Genomic DNA, 19,854 nt, shown 5'->3' on the forward strand with positions numbered 1-19,854 from the left:
ACATGAATCATCAGATGAGAAAATCGCTTGAAAGAGCAGAGACAGATAAAAACCTTAACGAACAAAAGGAAAAGCAAAGGGAAAGACGAGAAAATCTAGATATATTTACTAAGAATAATTTGATTGTTTTTTTTACGCATATTGTTCTTGTGTTGTTATTTGTTTTAGTGGCCATGGCCTTCGACAGAAAATACATTAATTGGATAATATACAGATTAGCTGCGTTTATATTTGTTATTCCCTATGTTATAATGGGTTATAAATTAAATAACAAATTGAATAAGAAATTTGATTATCTGTCAGGAACCATAGTTACTATAATAGGTTTTGTTATTTCTACTATTGTATTTATGGTAGGTGATGGTAAAATTCTTGCCGAAGCTGCTAATTCAAGTATGTTCTGGAGATTGTCCTACAGTTATATAGACATATTTTATAGAGCATTTTTATGGGGATGGACCAATTTTAAAAATATGTACTATATAAATCTAATATTGTGTTTAGTACCATCTTTTTTAGTAGGTCTTGGTATGAAGTTAAGAAGATTTATGGAAGAACCAATGGAGTAAGAAATTAAATATGTAAACTTAGAAAAGAGTATTCAATTGCAAAATGCAAGGGAGTACTCTTTTGTTCTACCTTTGTTAACGAGCACCTATAAATTTGTATGAAAACTACGATAATATAATAATATTGAGAAATATAAGGGATGGGGTGACGTTGTGGTAAGTAATAATAGCAATACTATTGAACAGTTAAAGGAATTATTAAACAAGGATGAGCTCACTGAGATAAGCGATAAATACAATATTGGTATTACAGATATATTACTAGGTGTGCCAACTTCTGATGAGGAGCTAGATGTATGGAACAATATGAGTGAACAGGAAATTCTTGAGATGGCACTATTATCGCAATCAGAAATGCCTAATTATTCAGAATCTCAATTTGAAGTTCTAGGAGATACCGTAAATAAGATAAAAGTGAACGAACTGAAACAGCGCCTTGCAAAGGCTAGAAAAAACAACGGTAGCAAGGATGGTGGAGGGGATATTGGAGAGAGTGTTGAGAGATTCATAGAAGTTATGGACAACAATTCAAGGGAGAATATTAGCATTCGACCGGTAAATGAGAGAATACAGATTGACATTGGCAAGGATTTGATGGAAGCTAGAATATCTATAAAACATCCTATTGGAAATGAGAGAGAAGTCACAGTAGAGGATATAAAGGAAGTGTTAAGTAGTAAAAATATAACAACGGGTATCAAATATGAGTATATTCAAAGGTTAGTTGAAAATCCCATTTACGATACTTTCTTTAAAATAGCATATGGAAAGCCCGCTGTTAACGGAACGGATGGAAAAGTGGAACTTTTGTTTAATAAGGATACTAAGAGTGTAAGAGATGATAATAAAACTGTAGATTATAGAAATATAAGTACAATAAATTCTGTAGAAAAGGATGAATTATTATGTAAAATTCATCAAGCAACTTTAGGTGAGGATGGCTATGATATAAGAGGTAAAATTCTTGTGGCAAAAAACGGAGTACCGGTAAAAAATCCTGCGGGCAATAATGTATATTTTGATGAAACAGGGACTTCTCTTTATGCGGAGTGCAATGGTGAGGCTACATACAACAAATATAAAGGAACTGTCAGTGTAAATAAACTCCTTGTAATTGATAATGTGGATATTTCCAGTGGAAATATAAATTTTGCTGGTTCTGTAGTAATTCGTGGAAATGTAAGTGAAGGTTTTTCTGTAACGAGTTTAGATGATATAAAAATTGATGGTACCGTGGAAGGTGCTACGCTTAGGGCAGGTGGTAACATTATTATACGAAAGGGCATGAATGGTGGGATGATGCAGCAGGGCCATATATTTGCAGGTGGTGCTGTAAGTTCATACTTCTTTGAAAATGTTACTATTAATGCTAAGGGAGATGTGGTGGCAGATACAATTTTGAATTGTAAAATTAATGTCTTGGGAGATATAATTTTAAGAGGTAAAAGGGCATCGATTATTGGGGGGCAATATGTCACTGCAGGAAGTCTAGTGGCAGGTAAAATTGGTAGTGAGGCAGGGGTTTTTACAAAGATAATATTGAAAAGTAGAGAAAGCATTATGTCGGAACAATCAGGATATTTAAAGCAAATTGCTAGATATGAGGATACCATAAGTAAATTAAAAAAGGCTGCTGATATGGTTGATAATATAGAACTGAATGATAAAGAAAAACAAACTGCTAAATTACGTTCTATAATTGCCATAAGGAAATTGGAAAAAGAAATAAAAAATCTAAATAAAGAAGTAGAAGATCTTCAAAAGCATGTCTTATCAAAAAGGACATTTAATAGTGTTAAAGCCAGCAGAGAGATGTATTCAAATGTAGTCATATTCTTCGATAAGATGAGGTATTATAATGACGATGTGCATTATGATTGTATAGTTTATAACTTGAATGGAGATGTTAAATTAATCGAATCTAGGAGGGAGGAGTAAAGTTATGATAATACACATTATATCTAGTATCGCAATCTTTATTATGATATTATATATATTACATCTAAGAAAAAAAAGCCATAAAAACAAAGTACACAATATTTATAAAACTGTTTCAACTATGGAGCAGTGCAAAAAATTTTATGATGGCATAAGCATGAAAAACCATTACACTAGTGTTATCATTTCATTAGATAACTTTTATCAAATAAGAAACATATTTGGGGATGATGGTGCAGAGAATTATATCGGCCATGTTATAGATAAAATAGATAAGTTTATAAAAGAAAATGAATGTGTGGCAAAGCTTAAGGGGAGTCCTAGGTTTATTATTTTTATGGAAGAACATACAAAAGAAAAAGTTGAAAAGAGAATAAACAATATGGTAGATGTTTTATCTAATATAAAAGTAGTGAAGGGTAAGACTAGCTATGACTACTATGGCGAATATTGCACAGGATATTGTATTTTAGATAGCGATAAAGATAATTTTGAATACACAGTAGACAAAACAATGTTAAAATGTAAAATAGGGTATGGAGATAATGATGCAGAATTTGAAAATAGAGAAGAGTTGATAAAAGACATTGAAAGTGCCATGGAGAAAAGGGAATTCATACCGTATTTTCAGCCCACATACGACATTAAGCGCAATAAAATTGTGGGTTCAGAATTGTTAGCAAGGTGGAAACATCCTAAATTCGGCATATTAAATGCAGCAAAGTTTATTCCTCTTATTGAGATCTCAGGATATATTGATGAGTTAGATATTATAATGTTAGAAGAAGCTTGCATCATGATACAAGAGTGGATAAAGCGGGAAGTGGTTCCAGTTCAATTAGCCGTGAATATATCTATAACTAATTTTTATAAATTAGATTTTATGGAGAATATGTTTAAACTTGTGGATAAGTATGATATACCAGCTTGTCTTATTGAATTAAATATTAAATGTGTAACTTTGTCTCATGATGAAATAAACCTGCAAGATATTTTTGAAAAACTAAAGGAAAAGGGTTTCCATATCAGCATAAACAATTTTGAAAATGGGAAGTTAAGATCTAAGCTGTTTGATATGCCATACGACACACTGAAACTTGATTATAGGGCTTTGATGTTAAATAGGAGTAGAGCCATGGATGTATTTCTAAAATCTATAATTAAAATAATAAATAGTAATAAAACACAGTTTGTCATTACAAAAGTTGAAACAGATATAGAACTAGAGAAAATTAAAAACATGGGGTGTAATTATGTTCAGGGCTATGCTATGGGTATGCCAATGTCAAAGCAAGAATATGAAAAAATTATATTTTAAATGTCTAGGAGATTATTATGATATATTTAAATTCAGAGGAAATTATTTCAGCTTTAAGCCTTAAAGAAATTATGGACTCCGTAGAGGAGGCTTACAAATTGTACGAGAAGAAAGACTATGAGATGCCTTCAAGAATTCATGTGGATCATGGTGAAAAAGAGACTCTTCTGTATATGCCTTGTTTTGCTAAGGGGTTGTTCGGTACTAAAATGCTAACAGGGTTCGAGACAAATGCTGAAAAGGGTTTACCTGTTATTGATGGATTAATGGTCTTAAATGATGGAGTTACTGGAAAGCCTGTATGCATTATGGATGCAAAGAGTATAACTATGCTAAGGACAGGAGCTATTGGTGGGCTCGGTGTAAAATACACTACACCGGAAAATATTAGAACCCTTGGACTTGTTGGTACAGGGGTACAGGGTTTTTACCAAGTGGTTTATGCTTGCATGGTGAGAAATATTAAAAAGGTGTACCTTTTTAACAGAAATGATGAAAAAGCTTTTGAGTTTGCGGAAAGGCTTCAAAGAAGGCTTGGAAACATTGAAATTCATGTGATGAATAGTATACGGGAGCTAGTAGAAGCTTCAGAAGTTATAATTACGGCTACTACCTCTGAAAAACCTGTAATACCTGCTGATGCACAGCTTTTAAAAGGAAAGCACTTTATAGCTATCGGTTCATATAAACCCTTTGTTCGAGAATTCCCTGATGAATTATTCACAGTTGTGGATAAGGTTTATGCGGATATAGAATTTGCCAAGGAGGAGTCTGGGGATTTGTGCATACCTATTGAAAAGGGACTTATCCACAGTGTGGATATAAAAACCTTTGGCAAACTAGTAACAGGGGAAATTCCTTTTGAGGAAAGTTCTAAGGGGACTACATTTTTCAAATCTGTGGGTATGGCTTTATTTGATATAATCACAGCAGAAAAAATCTACAAAAGAGCAGTAGAAGAAGGTATGGGGACAAATTTGAAACTGTAATGCAATAAATAAAATGCCTTGGTGGGTTAAAAAAGAGTTTTTACCAAGGCATTTTTATCGTACATTTTGTAAAGGAAATATAAAAGGGGAAAAGACCATGAAAAAATATTTTAGCCATGTAAAATGGCATATTATTTTGCAATTTATTTCAGAAATTACATCCATTATGGCTTTGGCATCAGTGCCATATCTACAAAAATGCCTGGTGGACAACTTTACCTCTAAAGAGAGTTTATCAAAAAATGTTGCCGTGTATATTATAATGCTTATGGCAATCCTTATTTTAACGTATTGTATATTTACATACCTTGCTTCACATTTAACAATTCTTCGTATAAATAGAATGAAATCTTATATGCATAAGGATCTTTTTAAAGCTATATCGCAATTAAAATTTGAGGAGTTTAGGGAGCATAATGTGGGAGAGTATATATCCATGATGAATACCGACATTGTGATTGTGGCAGGAGATTATGCTCAACCATTATTAGATATGTTTAGAAACATAGTTGTTGTAGTGATTTATGCAGTGGCTATGTGTATTTACATAGATGTAAAAATTGCTTTATTCGTATTGATTTCTTCTATATGTATATGTGCTATACCCGTAATTTCCAAAAGGAAATTGGCGAATTTGCGAAAAGAGCAAGTGGAGTGTCAAGGAAAGTATACTAATAAACTTATAGATTATCTGGAAGGATTCAAACTCATAGATGGTAAGACGGTAAATAAAATTAAAAAACAGCACCAACAATCATCGAGAAATATTTCCCAGGCAATAAAACAATTTGGTATATTTAAGGCTTTTACCACATTTCTATATGAAGCTTCAACTAGTGTAATGGAAATAGCAGTATTTATTATCATAGCACTTATGCTCACAAAGGATAGAATTACTGCTGGAACAGCTCTAGCTATTTTTGGATATATACATTGCTTTTCTGAACCATTACAAGATTTCCTATACGATATTAATACTATTAATTCTGTAATGCATGTGAAGGATAGATTTTTGAATTATGTATCAAGAATAAATGGAAGTAATGAAGAGTACCAAGTTAACTATAGAAAGCCTATATCAACAATAGAATTGGATAACGTATCAGTTAAATACGATAACTTTAAGCTGGAAGATATAAGTTGTATTTTTGAACAGGGAAAAAAGTATGCCATTGTTGGACACAGTGGTTCTGGAAAATCCACCATATTAAATGTCATAATGGGTTACGAAAAACCTTATGGTGGCATAGTAAAAATTAATGGACTTGGTAAGGAAGACTCTCTTAAAGATTATAGTATAACTTGCATAAATCAGCATGAACATATATATAATGCTAGTTTTAGAGATAACGCAACCATGTTTGGATCTTATGGGGAAGAATCTATGAGATGTGTTATGGCTCAGTGTAAAGGAAATATCCTTGAAAAAATAGAAAACAAGGAAAGTTGTAAGGAGCTTAGTGGTGGTGAAAAACAGTTTTTATCGCTGATAAGAGCTATTGCTAGTGAAGATGATGTATTATTAATGGACGAACCTTTTTCTGCCATGGATGTAGAGACATACAAAAAAGCCATGGATATAGTGATGAATTTACACAATAAAACTATTATAATGGTAACTCATAATTTAGATGAAAATTTGCAGCGCTTTGACCATGTAATATTAATGGATAATGGTACTATGAAACAAAATATAGATGCCAGTGTGGTTGGGGGGCTTATATAAATGAAAAAATACATTCTAAATGTGAAAAAATATATTATTATGGAGCTTATGCTAGGAATATTGGCAGCTATTTGCGTAGGCTTTATACCTAATTGTGAAAAGCTTCTTTTGGACAATATTGCATTATTGCAAAATAGGGGTGCGCTTATAAACATAATTTTATTATTTGCAGCGTGTGGAATACTAGGTTGTATATTTTCTTATATGTCATCTCTTATGAATATAAAGTGGACATCCTCCATGAGATGTAGGTTGCAAACTGATTTTTTTGATGCCCTAGCGGATACTTCTTATGAAGAATTTAAGAAAAAAGCAGTGGGAGATTACGTATCCATGGAAACTAATAATACAGATGTGGTGGTAGATGAATATATAAAGCCATTTTTAAACATGGTACAAGCTATTTTAAAAGTAATTGTATATGCCATCATCATGTTTCTTTGTATAGATTGGAAAATATCCTTATTAATTTTTGCTCTGTCTTTTTTCACAATTTTTATTCCAAAGATATTTGAAAAAAAGAATAAAAAGCTTGGACAACTGTTTATGAAGGCCACAGAAAATTATACAACTTCAGTAAAAGATTATCTAGAAGGTATTAAACTAATAAACAATAAAACACGAAGAGCTATAATAGAACAACATAATCATGTAGTGAACAAAACCATATCCCAAAAAATTAAGTCGGGTACTTTTGTTATATTTTCAATGTGCATGGAGGTAACAGGGATAAAGATTGTGGAGCTTATTGTATTTATCTTTGTGGTTATACTACTATTGAAGGGACAGATGACGGCGGGTATGGCATTGGCTGTATTTACATATTCCTCGTATTTTGTATCGCCACTGCAAGATACGTTAAATAGTATAAATTCTATTAACTCAAGAAAAGGCATCGCAAAAGAGTACATGGAAACCATGGAACATTACAATACACATAAGATTAGAAACTGTGGTATAAATGATCATAAAAAATGCATAGAATGTTTTAAAAATAGTATAAAGTTTGAAAATGTGTGCATTCAGCGAGAACAGTTCAAAATGGACCATATAAATTTAGAATTTGAAAAAGGCAAAAAGTACGTCATAATCGGTCATAGTGGCTCTGGAAAAACCACCATTTTAAATCTCCTTATGGGTTATGAAAAATTAGATAGTGGCTGTATTAAAATTGATGGAAATAGTATCGAGGAAAGTAATACTGATGGCATTATGGGGTGCATAAGTCAAAAAGATCATATATTTAGTGATAGTTTCAAAAATAATGTAACGGTTTTTGGGTCTTACGGTGAGGAGCAAATAGAAAAAGGCACCTTAAGTAGTTATGGCGGCATATTACAAAAAATATGCCATAAGTCAGATTGTAGTGACCTTAGTGGCGGAGAGAAGCAAATAACATCTCTTTTGCGTGCACTAACTGCTGATAAGGATATAATACTGATGGACGAACCGTTTTCAGACTTGGATGTGGTGACATATAAAAAGGCTATGGATACAGTAATGGAGCTTGAAGATAAAACTATTATTATGGTAACACATAATTTGGATGAAAACCTCCAGAGATTTGACAAAATTATAAGTATGGACAATGGTAAGGTAATAGAAGAAAGGCAGCTCAGCTAGGGCTGCCTTTCTTCTATAAAGTTGAGTATATTATTTTTACCCAAAAAACTGTAGAGTAAAATCTAATTAATATCGATCTCCATACCATTTAGTTTCCAGGTACCATCTTCATCAATAAATTCAACATATAAGACTTCAGTCTTATCACTAAATTCAATATTACCATACACATGCATTTCATAAGCTATATTAAATTTTTTTTGCGTTTTATAATACGTATAACATCTTGGGAGGTAATAAATTTTTGCCTCAGGAATAGTAAATTCTTTTTTAGAACCACGATTATTTATTATCTTGTTTTTTTCTACAGTTATATTTTTAGTTACAATCTTTTTTAGTTCCTCAGTATTGCCCGTATCTATATAGTGTAATAATGTTGCGAATTTAGATTCGAACTGCCTTCTAAGCAGATTGTCTTCTTGGGATTCTAAGTTGTTATATTCATCAGTAACTGTTTTTTCATCTGTGCTACTTAATTGTGTGTTACTTATAGGTTTTGTATTGTTTTTATCATCTATCTTATCTTTGGAATTATTACAACCAATAAATAAAATAGATATCAACACCATACTAATTAATTTTATTAAATTCTTTTTTATTCTCATAAATATCACCCTCTATTATTTAATTTTTTTAATTTGTTCTGAAACTAATTTAATATTTTTTTTATCTGTATCCGTGAAAAACTTATCTACATTATCATATTTAGGAGAATACCATCTTTGGGTAGAGAAATATCTTAATAGTCTTTCTGATTTAAATTTATAACCATGAATAGCATAATAATAATTTTTTATATCATTTAGTGATTCTTCATCACAGTTTATAAGGTCTGATGTTTTAAGTTCTAAGTCAGGTGAAAGATCTATTTCCATAGGATGTATATTCATGATTTTTTCTATTTTCATGCTAGAAATTATAAAGGAATATATAATTCCTTTATTGCTATTAATTTGAACATAGTAATCATTTACTGCAAATTCATGTTTAGCCCCTAATGTATATGGTGACCCTCCTACATCATCTTCCCTAAACTCTATATTGTTTTCATAAAGTGTATATTCGTCTCCAAGCAGTTCTAGTGCTTTAGACAATGGAGTACCGTCGTTGAAATTTGAGGATGGTATACGACTTACATTTATACCTGTTACAATATTCCTATTATCTGGATTATGAAAGTATATACAAAAATCTACTTTTCCCTCGTGGATACCGATATAATCTGTGGAAGAATTTAATTCTTCTTGTGCCGCTTGGTTGGTAAATGACTTGAATTTAAATTGCTTTAATCTATTTACAGCTTCTTGTCGAGTCATACCAATATAGAAATCACCCGAAGATTGATCTAACATATTTATCTTCAATTGTTCTGGTGATTTTATGATTTCTTCAATAGATTCCCGTTTATTTTCTTTAGGTGTATTTATATCAGAAGAAATAGATTTCTTTTGTTCAGTAGTAGACTTTATTTTATCCGATTCCACACTATTCTTTCCTCCATATGAAATCATTAGTGATAATCCTACTACCAGTAAACATAGTGTGGCAGATATTATAATACCCTTTCCTTTTTTATTGCCTTGCATGATATGAATTAACCTCTCTTTTAGATTCTTTTTTACACTACCAAAACTTTATATCCTTTCCTACCTTAATGATAGTATATTTTGACAAGAAAATTTTGTCAATATGAATTGGCTGTTTTAGCGATGTTTTAAAGATTAAAATATAATAAACGTGCCTTTAAGTTTCAAGATAGATTCCTCTAAAATTCAATGAAAAAGCACTAAAATATGAATAAATGTTTACAATATTCATTAATAATGATAAGGTATATTTAGAATATTGTAGGAATAGGGGGACACTATGTATAAATTTAAAAAGATAATAGCAATATTTTCAATCTTAAATTCAGTATTTATTATGGGGTGCGGAGTTAAAAATGACCAAAAAGCAGAAATACAGTTGTGGTGGTATGAGCATGGGGTCGAAAACATGATTGATCATAATGAGAAAGAAGTTATATATAATACGAGAGCTATTATCGATAGGGTAAAATCGTATTGTGATTCAAACAAAATACCTTTAAAAATGAATGTATATACGAGCTCACAGATATCCTATGAAAATTATATTTTAAAAAGGAATGTAAATTTATCTAAAGATAATGTAATTATTATGGATAAAAGTTCTAGTCTATATGAACTTAATGAAAACCATTGCGATTATAATAAAATAAGCAATTACAAAAATTTGTATACAACTTTAGAAAAGTTATCGTTTATTCCACTTGATATGAATATTGAAATGTTTGCAATAGACACAGAATTGTTGGGAAAATATAGTGCAAAACTTGATAAAAACGTAATATCATATAATGAATATCTGGATGTAGTGAATAAAATGAGAACTAATGGATATGTTGGAGGGTTTCTAAATACAAAATTAAATTTAAAGAAAGAAAATTTATTTTCAAGTTCGCCTAAAATAAGAGATGAAAATATAAATATTAAAAAATATAAAAGAGTGATCAATGAATGTATAAAAGAAACACAAAACATATCAGCCAAAACAATGAAATATTAATGGATACGACAACTTATGTTGAATTTTGTAAACCTGATTTCAATCAATATATAGATGATAAAAGCAAGAATAAAAAATATGTAGAGATATATACGTATATTAATAATGGTTCACAATGTACTAAAAAGTACTGTGAGGATTTTAACTTTAACAAATATAAAGTTGTGTTGAAACCAACAGGCATGGATTATTGCTTTTTTATAGGTAAAAATGTGACAAATAATAAAGTATATGATATTGGAAATTTGCTTATGGAACAGAATACAGTGTTTAATTTAAACAATAATTTTAATATATATGAAGCAGAGAACAAATTTCCAACTATGAAATATGATGATATCTACAAATATCTTGGATTTGGACAGAACGGGGATTGCCTTTTTGATAATTCTTCTAAGGAAGATAATGATGGAATGATTTATAATGAAAGTTTAAAATCTCAGCTTAACATTTTGTATAAGGAGATATATTCAGGTCTATTTAATGATATAAAAAAGCAATACTATGATTCTTTTCAGTTCAATATGCCTGTGAATAATTATATTATATCTTCAATATATAATATATCAAAAAAAGTAATAGATAATCCCGAAACGGATTTGGATAGTGAAATTAATAATATGGTAACTGAGCTAAAGCTTAAATATAAATAAACTTAACTTTAAACAGGGGGATATAATAATTATGGCGGGTGTTGAACTGAATAATATAACAAAAGTATATCCAAATGGTTTCAAGGCACTTGAAAATTTAAATCTTAGTATAAAGGACAAGGAATTTCTTGTCCTTGTTGGTTCGTCAGGGTGTGGTAAATCAACTATACTTAGGATAATTGCAGGTCTTGAGGATATAACTTCGGGGGAACTGAAAATAGGAGATAGGGTAGTGAATAATGTACATCCAAAGGATCGAAATATATCTATGGTATTTCAGGATTTTGCATTATATCCTCACTTAAGCGTATATGATAACATGGCATTTTCTTTAAAGTTGAAACGTTATAAAAAGGATGAAATAAATAAAAAAATTAATGAAATTGCTAAAACCTTGGAAATAGATGACATACTAGACAAAAAACCCAGTACGTTATCGGGTGGACAGAAACAGAGGGTGGCTCTTGGGCGCGCTATCATAAGGGACCCTGAGGTATTTTTATTTGATGAGCCATTATCAAATATTGATGCGAAACTTAGGATGCAGACTAGAATAGAACTTATAAAGTTACATAGGGAATTAAAAACTACATTTATATACGTTACTCATGACCAAACGGAAGCTATGACCATGGGTGATAGAATAGTTGTTTTAAACGATGGGGAAATACAACAGATAGATACTCCTGAAAACTTGTACAATCATCCTTGCAATCTATTTACAGCCGGTTTTATTGGAACACCTCAGATGAATTTTATAGGAGGAGAACTTTGTACCAAGGAAAGCATAAGGTATATTTATGTAGAAAATAAAGATGAAGATTGTTGTAAGCTGCAGGAACATATATTAGAAAAGCTAAAGGAATATGAGGATCAGGAAGTAATACTGGGTATACGTCCTGAGGATTTCACCATAATCATGGATGATTGTTCAAAGAATAAAAATGAGGATGTAATACAATTTTGTGATTGCAAGGTAGAGGCTGTGGAGCTTCTAGGTCACGAAAAGCTTGTTTATATGAAATATGGAGCTATAACGGTTTTAGTGAAGACGGTGGCAATTAACAAGATATGCAATGATGAAAAATATGGCTTATGTTGCAATGTAGAGAAGATACACATATTTAGCAGAGATACAGAAAGGAATATGATACTATGAAGAATACAAAACTTTTAAGGTATGCATTTCTAAGTATATCTGGTGTATTCCTGCTATTTGTAATTCCATTTATAATAGCCCAAGGAGATGTTACAGCAAATTTGATATTTGGGGAAGAATCTCTTTTTAGAGATGAGGTATTTATGCTGTCACTAAAGAATTCTGTAATATTTATGATCATATTTATACCTATTGTAGTGATTGTGGGTTATGTTTTGGCATATTTTACTGAGCACTGTCAGCTTGGATTGTGGTTTCAGCTTGCAGTAATTTTGCCCATTGTAACACCTGCACTGGGAGTTTCGGGTTTTTTCAAGGGAAAAATATATGGAAACCTTGCTAGTCATTTGAATGGTATATTTATTGTAGGGATAATTTTTGTATGGGCTACCGTAGGGTATGCATATCTTGCTATACTCATATCGCTGAAAAATAGGGATAAAAACATTGAAGAGGCGGCATATCTAGATGGAGCATCTACTTTTAAAATAATTCGAAGCATGATACTGCCAATGCATTCAGAAGCATTAGTGCTTGCCACCATTTTAAGTATTTATAACTGTTTGAAACTTTTCAAGTATACTTACGCTATTTTTGGGGAAATTCCAGATCTAAGTATGTTTCAAACGCAGAATTATCTATATATAAAGTTAAAAAAATTTGAGCCTGGAACTCTCATAGTAGCGGCGGATATTTTTCTTATGGTAATTCTCATTACTTTATTGCTTGTGGTTGGTCTTGGTGAATACAGAAAAAAGAAACTATTCAAATAGGAGGGAAACCATATGAAAAAACTTTTTATTAAATTTATAGCTATAGTCATAGCAGTTGTTTTCCTTATCCCAATTTTATATACCATTCTATATTCATTTTTAGACCCGGGGAGTGGAGGGCATTTCAGTATCCAGCAGTATGTTAATATATCCATGGACAAGGTGGAGATATTTAAGACCTTGTTGAATTCCATTATTATTGTAGGTTGTATTATAGTAGGGCAACTTATAGTATCTTGTTTTACAGCATATTATTTTGCATTTAACAGTAGGAAATTTAGCAAGTGTATGTTCATTGTTTATATTTTTATAATGCTATTGCCATTGCAAATAACGCTGATCCCCAATGTAATTTTGTTTAACAGTATAGAAAAAATGTACAATATAAAGTTGTTTGATAACTATATAACCATTATTTTGCCTGGAATTTTTAATACTCTTGGTGTATTTTTTTTAAAGCAATACTTTGATAGTATACCGAAAAAATATATTGAAATGGCAAAAATTGATGGAGCATCAAACTTTCAGATTTTCACTAAAGTAGTGTTACCAAATTCTAAATATGCCATACTTGCAGTTTGTTTAGTAATATTTATAGACAACTGGAATCTTATTGAGCAGCCACTTATATTCATAGACTCCGTTTCCAAGATGCCGGCTAGTATTTATCTAAATACATTGTATGATATGGATAAAAGTATTTTCTATGCTGCTAGCATAGTATTCATGTTTCCAGTGCTGTTTTTAATATTGAAAAATATAAATAATATTAAATCCTTTATAAGTCAGGGGAAGAGGGGAAAAATGTAATGAGCAAAGTAGTGCATAATATCGTAAAAATATTTTTAATATTTGTAGTAATAATAGTTATACTTGGATTCCTTGTATTATCAGTAAATAAGCAAATGTTAATGAAGGTACAGATATCTAATATTAGACAAAATGATGAAGTGGATTGTTCTGTAAGACTTAATGGAGAAGTAAAACCAAAGTATACTTTCAATGTGGTTGCATCTAAGGACATAGAGGTAGAAAAGTCGGAGGGGCATAACGGGGAGATTTTAGAAGAAGGACAACTACTTATGAAGTTGAAAAATACTGGTAGTGGATTTTCTAAGGATGTTGTATCTGTTGATTTGATTTCCAAAGAAAAAAACGTGAAAAATGAATTTTCTTTAAAGAATACGGGGGAGTGCACAGTAAAGCACAGGGTGTATTTAAATTTTATAAATGAAAATCCATTTATTTCAGCAGGGGATATTATCATGACGTATAGTTTTTACGCAAATAATGATGATTTGTATATAGAATGTAGCAGTAAAAAAGGTCAAATAAGTGAAGAAAAGTTAAAGGTAGCAACCATAGATAGGCAAAGCGCTGATATTAGCATCATAAAAAAAGAACAGTATTTAGAACATGATATTTTTAAATTTGCTAATAAATCGGAAAGTATTATGGCTATAAATAGAAATGTAGATATTGAAATTAAGTCTAGTCGACAGTTCAGATCAGCAGTGCCTAAGACTGCATTTATTCAGGATCCTTATAAGCTTAATGAGGGATATTTATATGTGGTAAATAAAACCAAGTCTGTGCTAGGTGATGGGTATACTCTCAAAAAAGTAGAATGTAAGAAGTTATATGAGTGTGATGAATTTATAGATTGTGGAGATGTATTTGTCATGGATAATAGCACTGAGGGCGTTGTAATGTATCCCACACCTGATATGAAAGAATCACAGAGGGTTCAGATAGATAAGTAACAGTAATTTATATAAGGGGCAGAAAACATGAAAAAAGTATTTGCTTATATAACAGTTGTTGTAATGGTCACATTATGCATATATGTGCACACTGTAGCGAAATTTAACAAAAACGTGGTTGAGATTCATATGGACAATTGTTCTTCTACAAAAGAAACTGAAGAAATGCGTGATGATATGAGAAAGCAAGATTATGTTACCATATACGATGTGAGCAGCGGAGAAAAAAATTTAAAAGCGTATGATGGCAATATAAATATATATCTAAATATGAATAAGTTTCAGGCAAAAAATATGAATCTAAATGAAAATGAAGCTATAATAGGCGAGGATACGGTGAAGGAAAAGAACATTCTAGTGCCTTTGGATAATATAATCCAAGTAGATGGTAGAAATTATGACATAAATTGTGTTGTTGAAAACAAGAATTTTATTATGACAAGATATAGAGATGATATGAAGGATTCCATAAAAAATCAAGTATTGTATATGGTAATTGACTCATCAGCATTGAATTATGAAAAAGATATCATTCAGTCCGTTTTAGAGAAAAATAATATTAAAACTTCTCAGTGTCTTTTTTATGGAGATGTACATAACACTGTAAAAAAGGTATTATTTATATTTATGGTAATGGACTGTATTGTGCTTGCCATTTTAATATATAAGAAGTTTAGAGAAAACCTACAAAAAAGCGTTGAGTTTTATAAATCATGTAAGAAAAATATGACATTTGCAGGGTTTATTTATAACTATTTTATCAAGAAAAGAAAATTTGATGTAATAATACAAACAGCAATCCTTTGTGTAATCCTTGGAGTCAGCATAATTTTAATGAGAAAACTTCTCATAATAAAACTACCTTTTAATGAAAACTTTGCGAATATAGGCAACATAGTGGCTACATTTAAAGTAATAGAGAAAAGGCTACGATATAAGCTACAAACTGGTTTTTCCGAGTTTAATATATATGTTGTAAAGGTAAGTTTTATATATATTATTCTATTAATTGTGGGCATTACTTTGTGTATAAAATCTCTCTTAAAACTTATATTTAGTAAACCGGCTAATGAAAAATAAAGCATTTAAAGATTACTACGTATACACAATATAAATATGTATAATGGTGTATATGTAAAAAATATACACCATAAAGAATGAAAAACCTTCCTAAATATTATAAAAGGAAGGTTTTTTTTGCATAGAATTGGTCATGAAGCTTATGCTACAATTTTTAAAAAATCTCTCATGGTAAGCATATATTTGACTTCGTTGTCTAGTTTTTTTACTTCTTTAAATCCAACTTTCTTAAAAGCACGGCGAGATCTTATATTTTCAAATTTAATATTGGCAATGACGCTATTTACTCGCCACGTAAAAAATGCTTCCTTTAAACCTTCTAGTATAGCTGCTTTACCTAGGCCCAGTCCCCAAAGCTCACGTTCTCCAATAGCTATAACTATTTCTGCATCAGAACCCTTGGGAACTAATCTTATGAAACCAATGGAATCATCCTCATTGGTAATGATATAAAAACTACTATTATTATTAAAAAGGTGTGTAAGTATAGGCATGTTTACAGTATTTATAGCGTTTTCAATGCTTCTGCTAGCATTTCTATCTTCATTTAAATACTGCGTAACTTCAGTGTCTCTGAGCCAGTCAATTATTTTATAAGCGTCAGGCCTATATACTTCCTGTCGCAGAGATATATCGCTTTTCATCTAAAATTCCTCCAAAACATTTATAATTATAAGGGAAATAATTCTACTATTTCAATGCCAATTAATAATCATTGTACTATTATCATAAATATTAGTAAAACTGTATGATTGTATTTAATAGCATTTAAATAAAGAAACTGCTGTTTCTCAATACTTTTCTTCAATTACCATATACATACCATTTAAAATAACCATTACCATTTAAAATAATCAGTGGAATTTAATTAAATTAAGTTGTATTTAATGACAAAAAAACACGCAAGCTACATTAGTGTTGTAATTTACGTGTTTGGATAGAATTTATTTAATTATTTCTGGTGAAAAATCTTCTGGTTTTTCCAGTGTAAGTTTGTAATAATATAATATACTGTCTGCAATTCGCTTAGAAGCATTGCCATCACCATAAGGATTTACAGCATTAGACATGGAGTCATATTCCTTTTTGTCTGTAATCAAAGTAGAGGCAGTGTGGAAAATTTCTTCCTTGTCAGTGCCAACAAGCTTCACGGTACCAGCCTTTACAGCCTCAGGTCTTTCTGTAGTATCTCTCATGACTAAAACTGGTTTTCCCAGGTGGGGAGCTTCTTCTTGAATACCACCGGAATCTGATAAAATCATATAGGATTTATTCATAAGATTATGTGTTTCCTTTAAATCTAGTGGAGGAAGCAGATGGACATTGTTTGTATTGCCAAGTATAGATTTCGCTGTATTTTGTACCAACGGATTTAGGTGTACAAGGTACACAACTTCTACGTCTTCATATGCATCCGCTATATTTTTCAGAGCATGACAGATATTTTCTAATGGCGCACCTAGGTTTTCACGTCTGTGAGCTGTGACCATAAGAACTTTTTTATTTTCAAAATCTATATTTTTTAGCGTTTCATTTTCAAAAACATAATCCTGTTCCACGGTGGATTTCATGGCATCAATTACTGTATTACCCGTGATGAAGATATTGTCCTTTATGTTTTCACGTAAAAGATTTTCTTTGGAGGTTATGGTAGGTGCAAAATGAAGGTCGCAAAGATGACCTGTGAGCACACGGTTTATTTCCTCAGGGAAAGGTGAATATTTATTGTAGGTTCTAAGTCCTGCTTCCACATGACCTATGGTAATTTTGTTGTAAAATCCTGATAGTGCAGATGCAAAGGTGGTAGTTGTATCACCGTGGACAAGAATTAAATCTGGTCTGTAGTCTGCAAATATTTTATCAAGCTCTTCCAAAATACTGGTGGTAATAGTGGTTAGAGTCTGTTTATTTTTCATGATATTTAAATCATAATCGGGTGTAAGCTTGAAGAGTTCAAGGACCTGATCTAGCATTTGCCTATGTTGTGCTGTAACGCATATTTTACACTGAAATTCGTTTCTTTCCTGTAATTCCTTTATTAAAGGACACATTTTTATGGCTTCAGGTCTTGTGCCGAATATAGCCATGGCTTTGATTGGTTTCATATATTATCACTTCCTTGGAATTAATACATATTAACTTTATATTATCATAGGTAGTATAATAAAGAAAGTAATATGAAAAATTAAATGGTATAGATATATAGGAAAGGAAATGAAATATAATATGGAATCTCTTGAGAACAAGGTAGCAGAAATGCTCATACGTAAAAATTTAACTATCGCCACAGCAGAATCGTGTACCGGAGGCTATGTAGCGGGGACACTGATAAATTATCCAGGCATATCTAGCGTGTTTAAGGAAGGATTCGTTACATATACCGAGGAAGCAAAAATGAAACGCCTTGGTGTAAAAAAAGATACTCTAGAAAAATACACCGTGGTAAGTAGTGAAGTGGCAGAAGAAATGGCTGAGGGGGTAGCAAAGGCAGCAGGTGCAGATATTGGAGTATCCACTACAGGTATAGCTGGCCCAAGTGGTGGTACAAAAACACAACCTGTGGGACTTGTATATATAGCTGTATGCTTCCATGGCAAATGTCATAGCAAAAAGCTAAATTTAACTGGAAATCGTCAGGAAGTTAGAAGAGAAGCAGTGATGGAAGTATTGGAACTTGTGATGAACATAATATTGAATACTGAAAAATGATTTGTCATATAATGTCGAAAAATGTAATACGAAACAACAAGTAGTGTATGGGGTAATTTATTTACAATTGTACATATTCAGTATATACTTAATTTAGACAAAAAATTAAGTATTAAGGGGGAAAATGAAAATGAAAGGGAAAAAGAAAAGAATTAGTAAGGTTTTTATAACAATGATTGTAGCTACAATACTTATACCTACAATTGCTTACGCCGCTGAAAGTTGTCCATTTTGGAGTAAATATTACAACAAAGTATCAGGGCATGAATTTCAAGAACAATTTTATGATGCGAGATACCGATTGATAGATTCAGGTAAAGAACCTTTTGAAGTTTATCTTGGGAATGGTGTATATGATACATTGTATAGAAAGTATGAAAAATATGAAGGAAAGGAAATAAAGGGCTGTGCTTGTGGAAAACAAACAATAAGAACATGGACAACTAAAATTTACATTAAAGAAGAATTTTGATATTGTTAATTACCACATTAATTTATCCACGTAGTTGGTCAGATATATCAAATATTTACTTTATAAATAAATTAAGTAGAGTTTTCAGTCAGCACTACTTAAAATATTTATCTCATTTAATGGCTTCCAGTAGTTATATGGATGAGGATGTAGAAAGTTATAAGAGGCAACCCAAAGAGAAACTCCATAAAGTTCACCATCTTCGCTTCCATAACTGCAGGTGTTGCTATAATAAGATTTGAAGGTGCGGTTAAGCAGTTCTATTACTTGCTTAATCCAACGAAATTCAGTGGATATATCATCATCATTGGTGAGTCCTATAACCTGAGTAACATCAAAGTCCCAACCATTCACTAGTTTGCACTGCTGTCTTGTAAGCGGATAGGAACTATAACCGTCTGCAATGAATTTTAATACTTTATGAGGAAAGCTTTTAAACTTCTCAAAAGCCATAATCATAGCTAATATACATGGACCTACAGAACGGGCAATCCGT

General features: G+C 31.3%; 19 protein-coding genes and 1 pseudogene. 15 read left to right on the plus strand and 5 right to left on the minus strand.

The window, feature by feature from the left end; genetic code table 11:
* Positions 1–2: 2 nt before the first annotated feature.
* From BUA73_RS05520 to BUA73_RS05545, 6 genes are all read left to right on the plus strand, one after another.
* Complete coding sequence (locus tag BUA73_RS05520) at positions 3–569, plus strand: hypothetical protein (protein WP_072903149.1); 567 nt, start codon at positions 3–5, stop codon at positions 567–569.
* Between the two features lie 153 nt (positions 570–722).
* Positions 723–2,507: a DUF342 domain-containing protein gene (locus BUA73_RS05525; protein ID WP_072903150.1), complete on the plus strand. Its 1,785-nt coding sequence runs from the start codon at positions 723–725 to the stop codon at positions 2,505–2,507.
* A gap of 4 nt (positions 2,508–2,511) precedes the next feature.
* Positions 2,512–3,825: an EAL domain-containing protein gene (locus BUA73_RS05530; protein ID WP_072903151.1), complete on the plus strand. Its 1,314-nt coding sequence runs from the start codon at positions 2,512–2,514 to the stop codon at positions 3,823–3,825.
* Positions 3,826–3,842: 17 nt separating this feature from the next.
* Positions 3,843–4,814: an ornithine cyclodeaminase family protein gene (locus tag BUA73_RS05535; RefSeq protein ID WP_072903152.1), complete on the plus strand. Its 972-nt coding sequence runs from the start codon at positions 3,843–3,845 to the stop codon at positions 4,812–4,814.
* A gap of 97 nt (positions 4,815–4,911) precedes the next feature.
* Complete coding sequence (locus BUA73_RS05540; protein ID WP_072903153.1) at positions 4,912–6,540, plus strand: ATP-binding cassette domain-containing protein; 1,629 nt, start codon at positions 4,912–4,914, stop codon at positions 6,538–6,540.
* Positions 6,541–8,163: an ATP-binding cassette domain-containing protein gene (locus BUA73_RS05545; RefSeq protein ID WP_072903154.1), complete on the plus strand. Its 1,623-nt coding sequence runs from the start codon at positions 6,541–6,543 to the stop codon at positions 8,161–8,163. It abuts the gene before it with no gap.
* A gap of 62 nt (positions 8,164–8,225) precedes the next feature.
* Here the strand turns inward: BUA73_RS05545 and BUA73_RS05550 are convergent, their stop codons facing one another.
* Positions 8,226–8,768, minus strand: a complete 543-nt coding sequence (locus tag BUA73_RS05550; RefSeq protein WP_072903155.1) for a hypothetical protein — start codon at positions 8,766–8,768, stop codon at positions 8,226–8,228.
* 15 nt (positions 8,769–8,783) lie between these two features.
* Complete coding sequence (locus BUA73_RS05555; RefSeq protein ID WP_072903156.1) at positions 8,784–9,749, minus strand: YARHG domain-containing protein; 966 nt, start codon at positions 9,747–9,749, stop codon at positions 8,784–8,786.
* Positions 9,750–10,029: 280 nt separating this feature from the next.
* On the opposite strand from BUA73_RS05555, the gene BUA73_RS05560 reads away from it, so the two are divergent.
* Genes BUA73_RS05560 through BUA73_RS05590 form a run of 7 tightly spaced genes read left to right on the plus strand, consistent with a single transcriptional unit; the run spans position 10,030 to position 16,177 of the window.
* Positions 10,030–10,749: a hypothetical protein gene (locus BUA73_RS05560; protein ID WP_072903157.1), complete on the plus strand. Its 720-nt coding sequence runs from the start codon at positions 10,030–10,032 to the stop codon at positions 10,747–10,749.
* Positions 10,701–11,402 carry a hypothetical protein gene (locus BUA73_RS05565; RefSeq protein WP_072903158.1) on the plus strand — a complete coding sequence of 234 codons (702 nt, stop codon included), beginning with the start codon at positions 10,701–10,703 and terminating at the stop codon, positions 11,400–11,402. Before BUA73_RS05560 ends, BUA73_RS05565 begins: the two co-directional genes overlap by 49 nt.
* Positions 11,403–11,433: 31 nt before the next feature.
* Positions 11,434–12,561 carry an ABC transporter ATP-binding protein gene (locus BUA73_RS05570; RefSeq protein ID WP_072903159.1) on the plus strand — a complete coding sequence of 376 codons (1,128 nt, stop codon included), beginning with the start codon at positions 11,434–11,436 and terminating at the stop codon, positions 12,559–12,561.
* Positions 12,558–13,334, plus strand: coding sequence for an ABC transporter permease subunit (locus BUA73_RS05575; RefSeq protein WP_072903160.1), 777 nt, complete (start codon positions 12,558–12,560; stop codon positions 13,332–13,334). Before BUA73_RS05570 ends, BUA73_RS05575 begins: the two co-directional genes overlap by 4 nt.
* A 12-nt stretch (positions 13,335–13,346) precedes the next feature.
* A complete protein-coding gene (locus tag BUA73_RS05580) occupies positions 13,347–14,144 on the plus strand; it encodes a carbohydrate ABC transporter permease (RefSeq protein WP_072903161.1) in 798 nt (265 codons plus the stop codon).
* Positions 14,144–15,097, plus strand: coding sequence for a hypothetical protein (locus tag BUA73_RS05585; RefSeq protein ID WP_072903162.1), 954 nt, complete (start codon positions 14,144–14,146; stop codon positions 15,095–15,097). The genes BUA73_RS05580 and BUA73_RS05585 overlap by 1 nt, the downstream gene beginning before the upstream one ends.
* Positions 15,098–15,124: 27 nt before the next feature.
* Complete coding sequence (locus BUA73_RS05590; RefSeq protein WP_072903163.1) at positions 15,125–16,177, plus strand: hypothetical protein; 1,053 nt, start codon at positions 15,125–15,127, stop codon at positions 16,175–16,177.
* Positions 16,178–16,317: 140 nt separating this feature from the next.
* On the opposite strand, the gene BUA73_RS05595 is transcribed toward BUA73_RS05590, so the two are convergent.
* A complete protein-coding gene (locus BUA73_RS05595; protein WP_072903164.1) occupies positions 16,318–16,821 on the minus strand; it encodes a GNAT family N-acetyltransferase in 504 nt (167 codons plus the stop codon).
* Between the two features lie 300 nt (positions 16,822–17,121).
* Complete coding sequence (gene wecB / locus BUA73_RS05600) at positions 17,122–18,282, minus strand: non-hydrolyzing UDP-N-acetylglucosamine 2-epimerase (protein WP_072903165.1); 1,161 nt, start codon at positions 18,280–18,282, stop codon at positions 17,122–17,124.
* Positions 18,283–18,409: 127 nt separating this feature from the next.
* Between wecB and BUA73_RS05605 the strand changes: the two are divergent.
* Both BUA73_RS05605 and BUA73_RS05610 read left to right on the plus strand, forming a co-directional pair.
* Positions 18,410–18,886, plus strand: a pseudogene (locus tag BUA73_RS05605) (CinA family protein); the annotation flags it as partial.
* Positions 18,887–19,016: 130 nt separating this feature from the next.
* Positions 19,017–19,358: a hypothetical protein gene (locus tag BUA73_RS05610; RefSeq protein WP_072903167.1), complete on the plus strand. Its 342-nt coding sequence runs from the start codon at positions 19,017–19,019 to the stop codon at positions 19,356–19,358.
* A gap of 84 nt (positions 19,359–19,442) precedes the next feature.
* Here BUA73_RS05610 and BUA73_RS14330 read toward each other — a convergent pair whose 3' ends face one another.
* Entirely contained in the window at positions 19,443–19,811 is a 369-nt protein-coding gene (locus tag BUA73_RS14330; RefSeq protein ID WP_242942335.1) for a hypothetical protein, read from the minus strand.
* Positions 19,812–19,854: the final 43 nt, after the last annotated feature.

This window comes from Hathewaya proteolytica DSM 3090 (genome assembly GCF_900142225.1).
Classification (GTDB): domain Bacteria; phylum Bacillota; class Clostridia; order Clostridiales; family Clostridiaceae; genus Hathewaya; species Hathewaya proteolytica.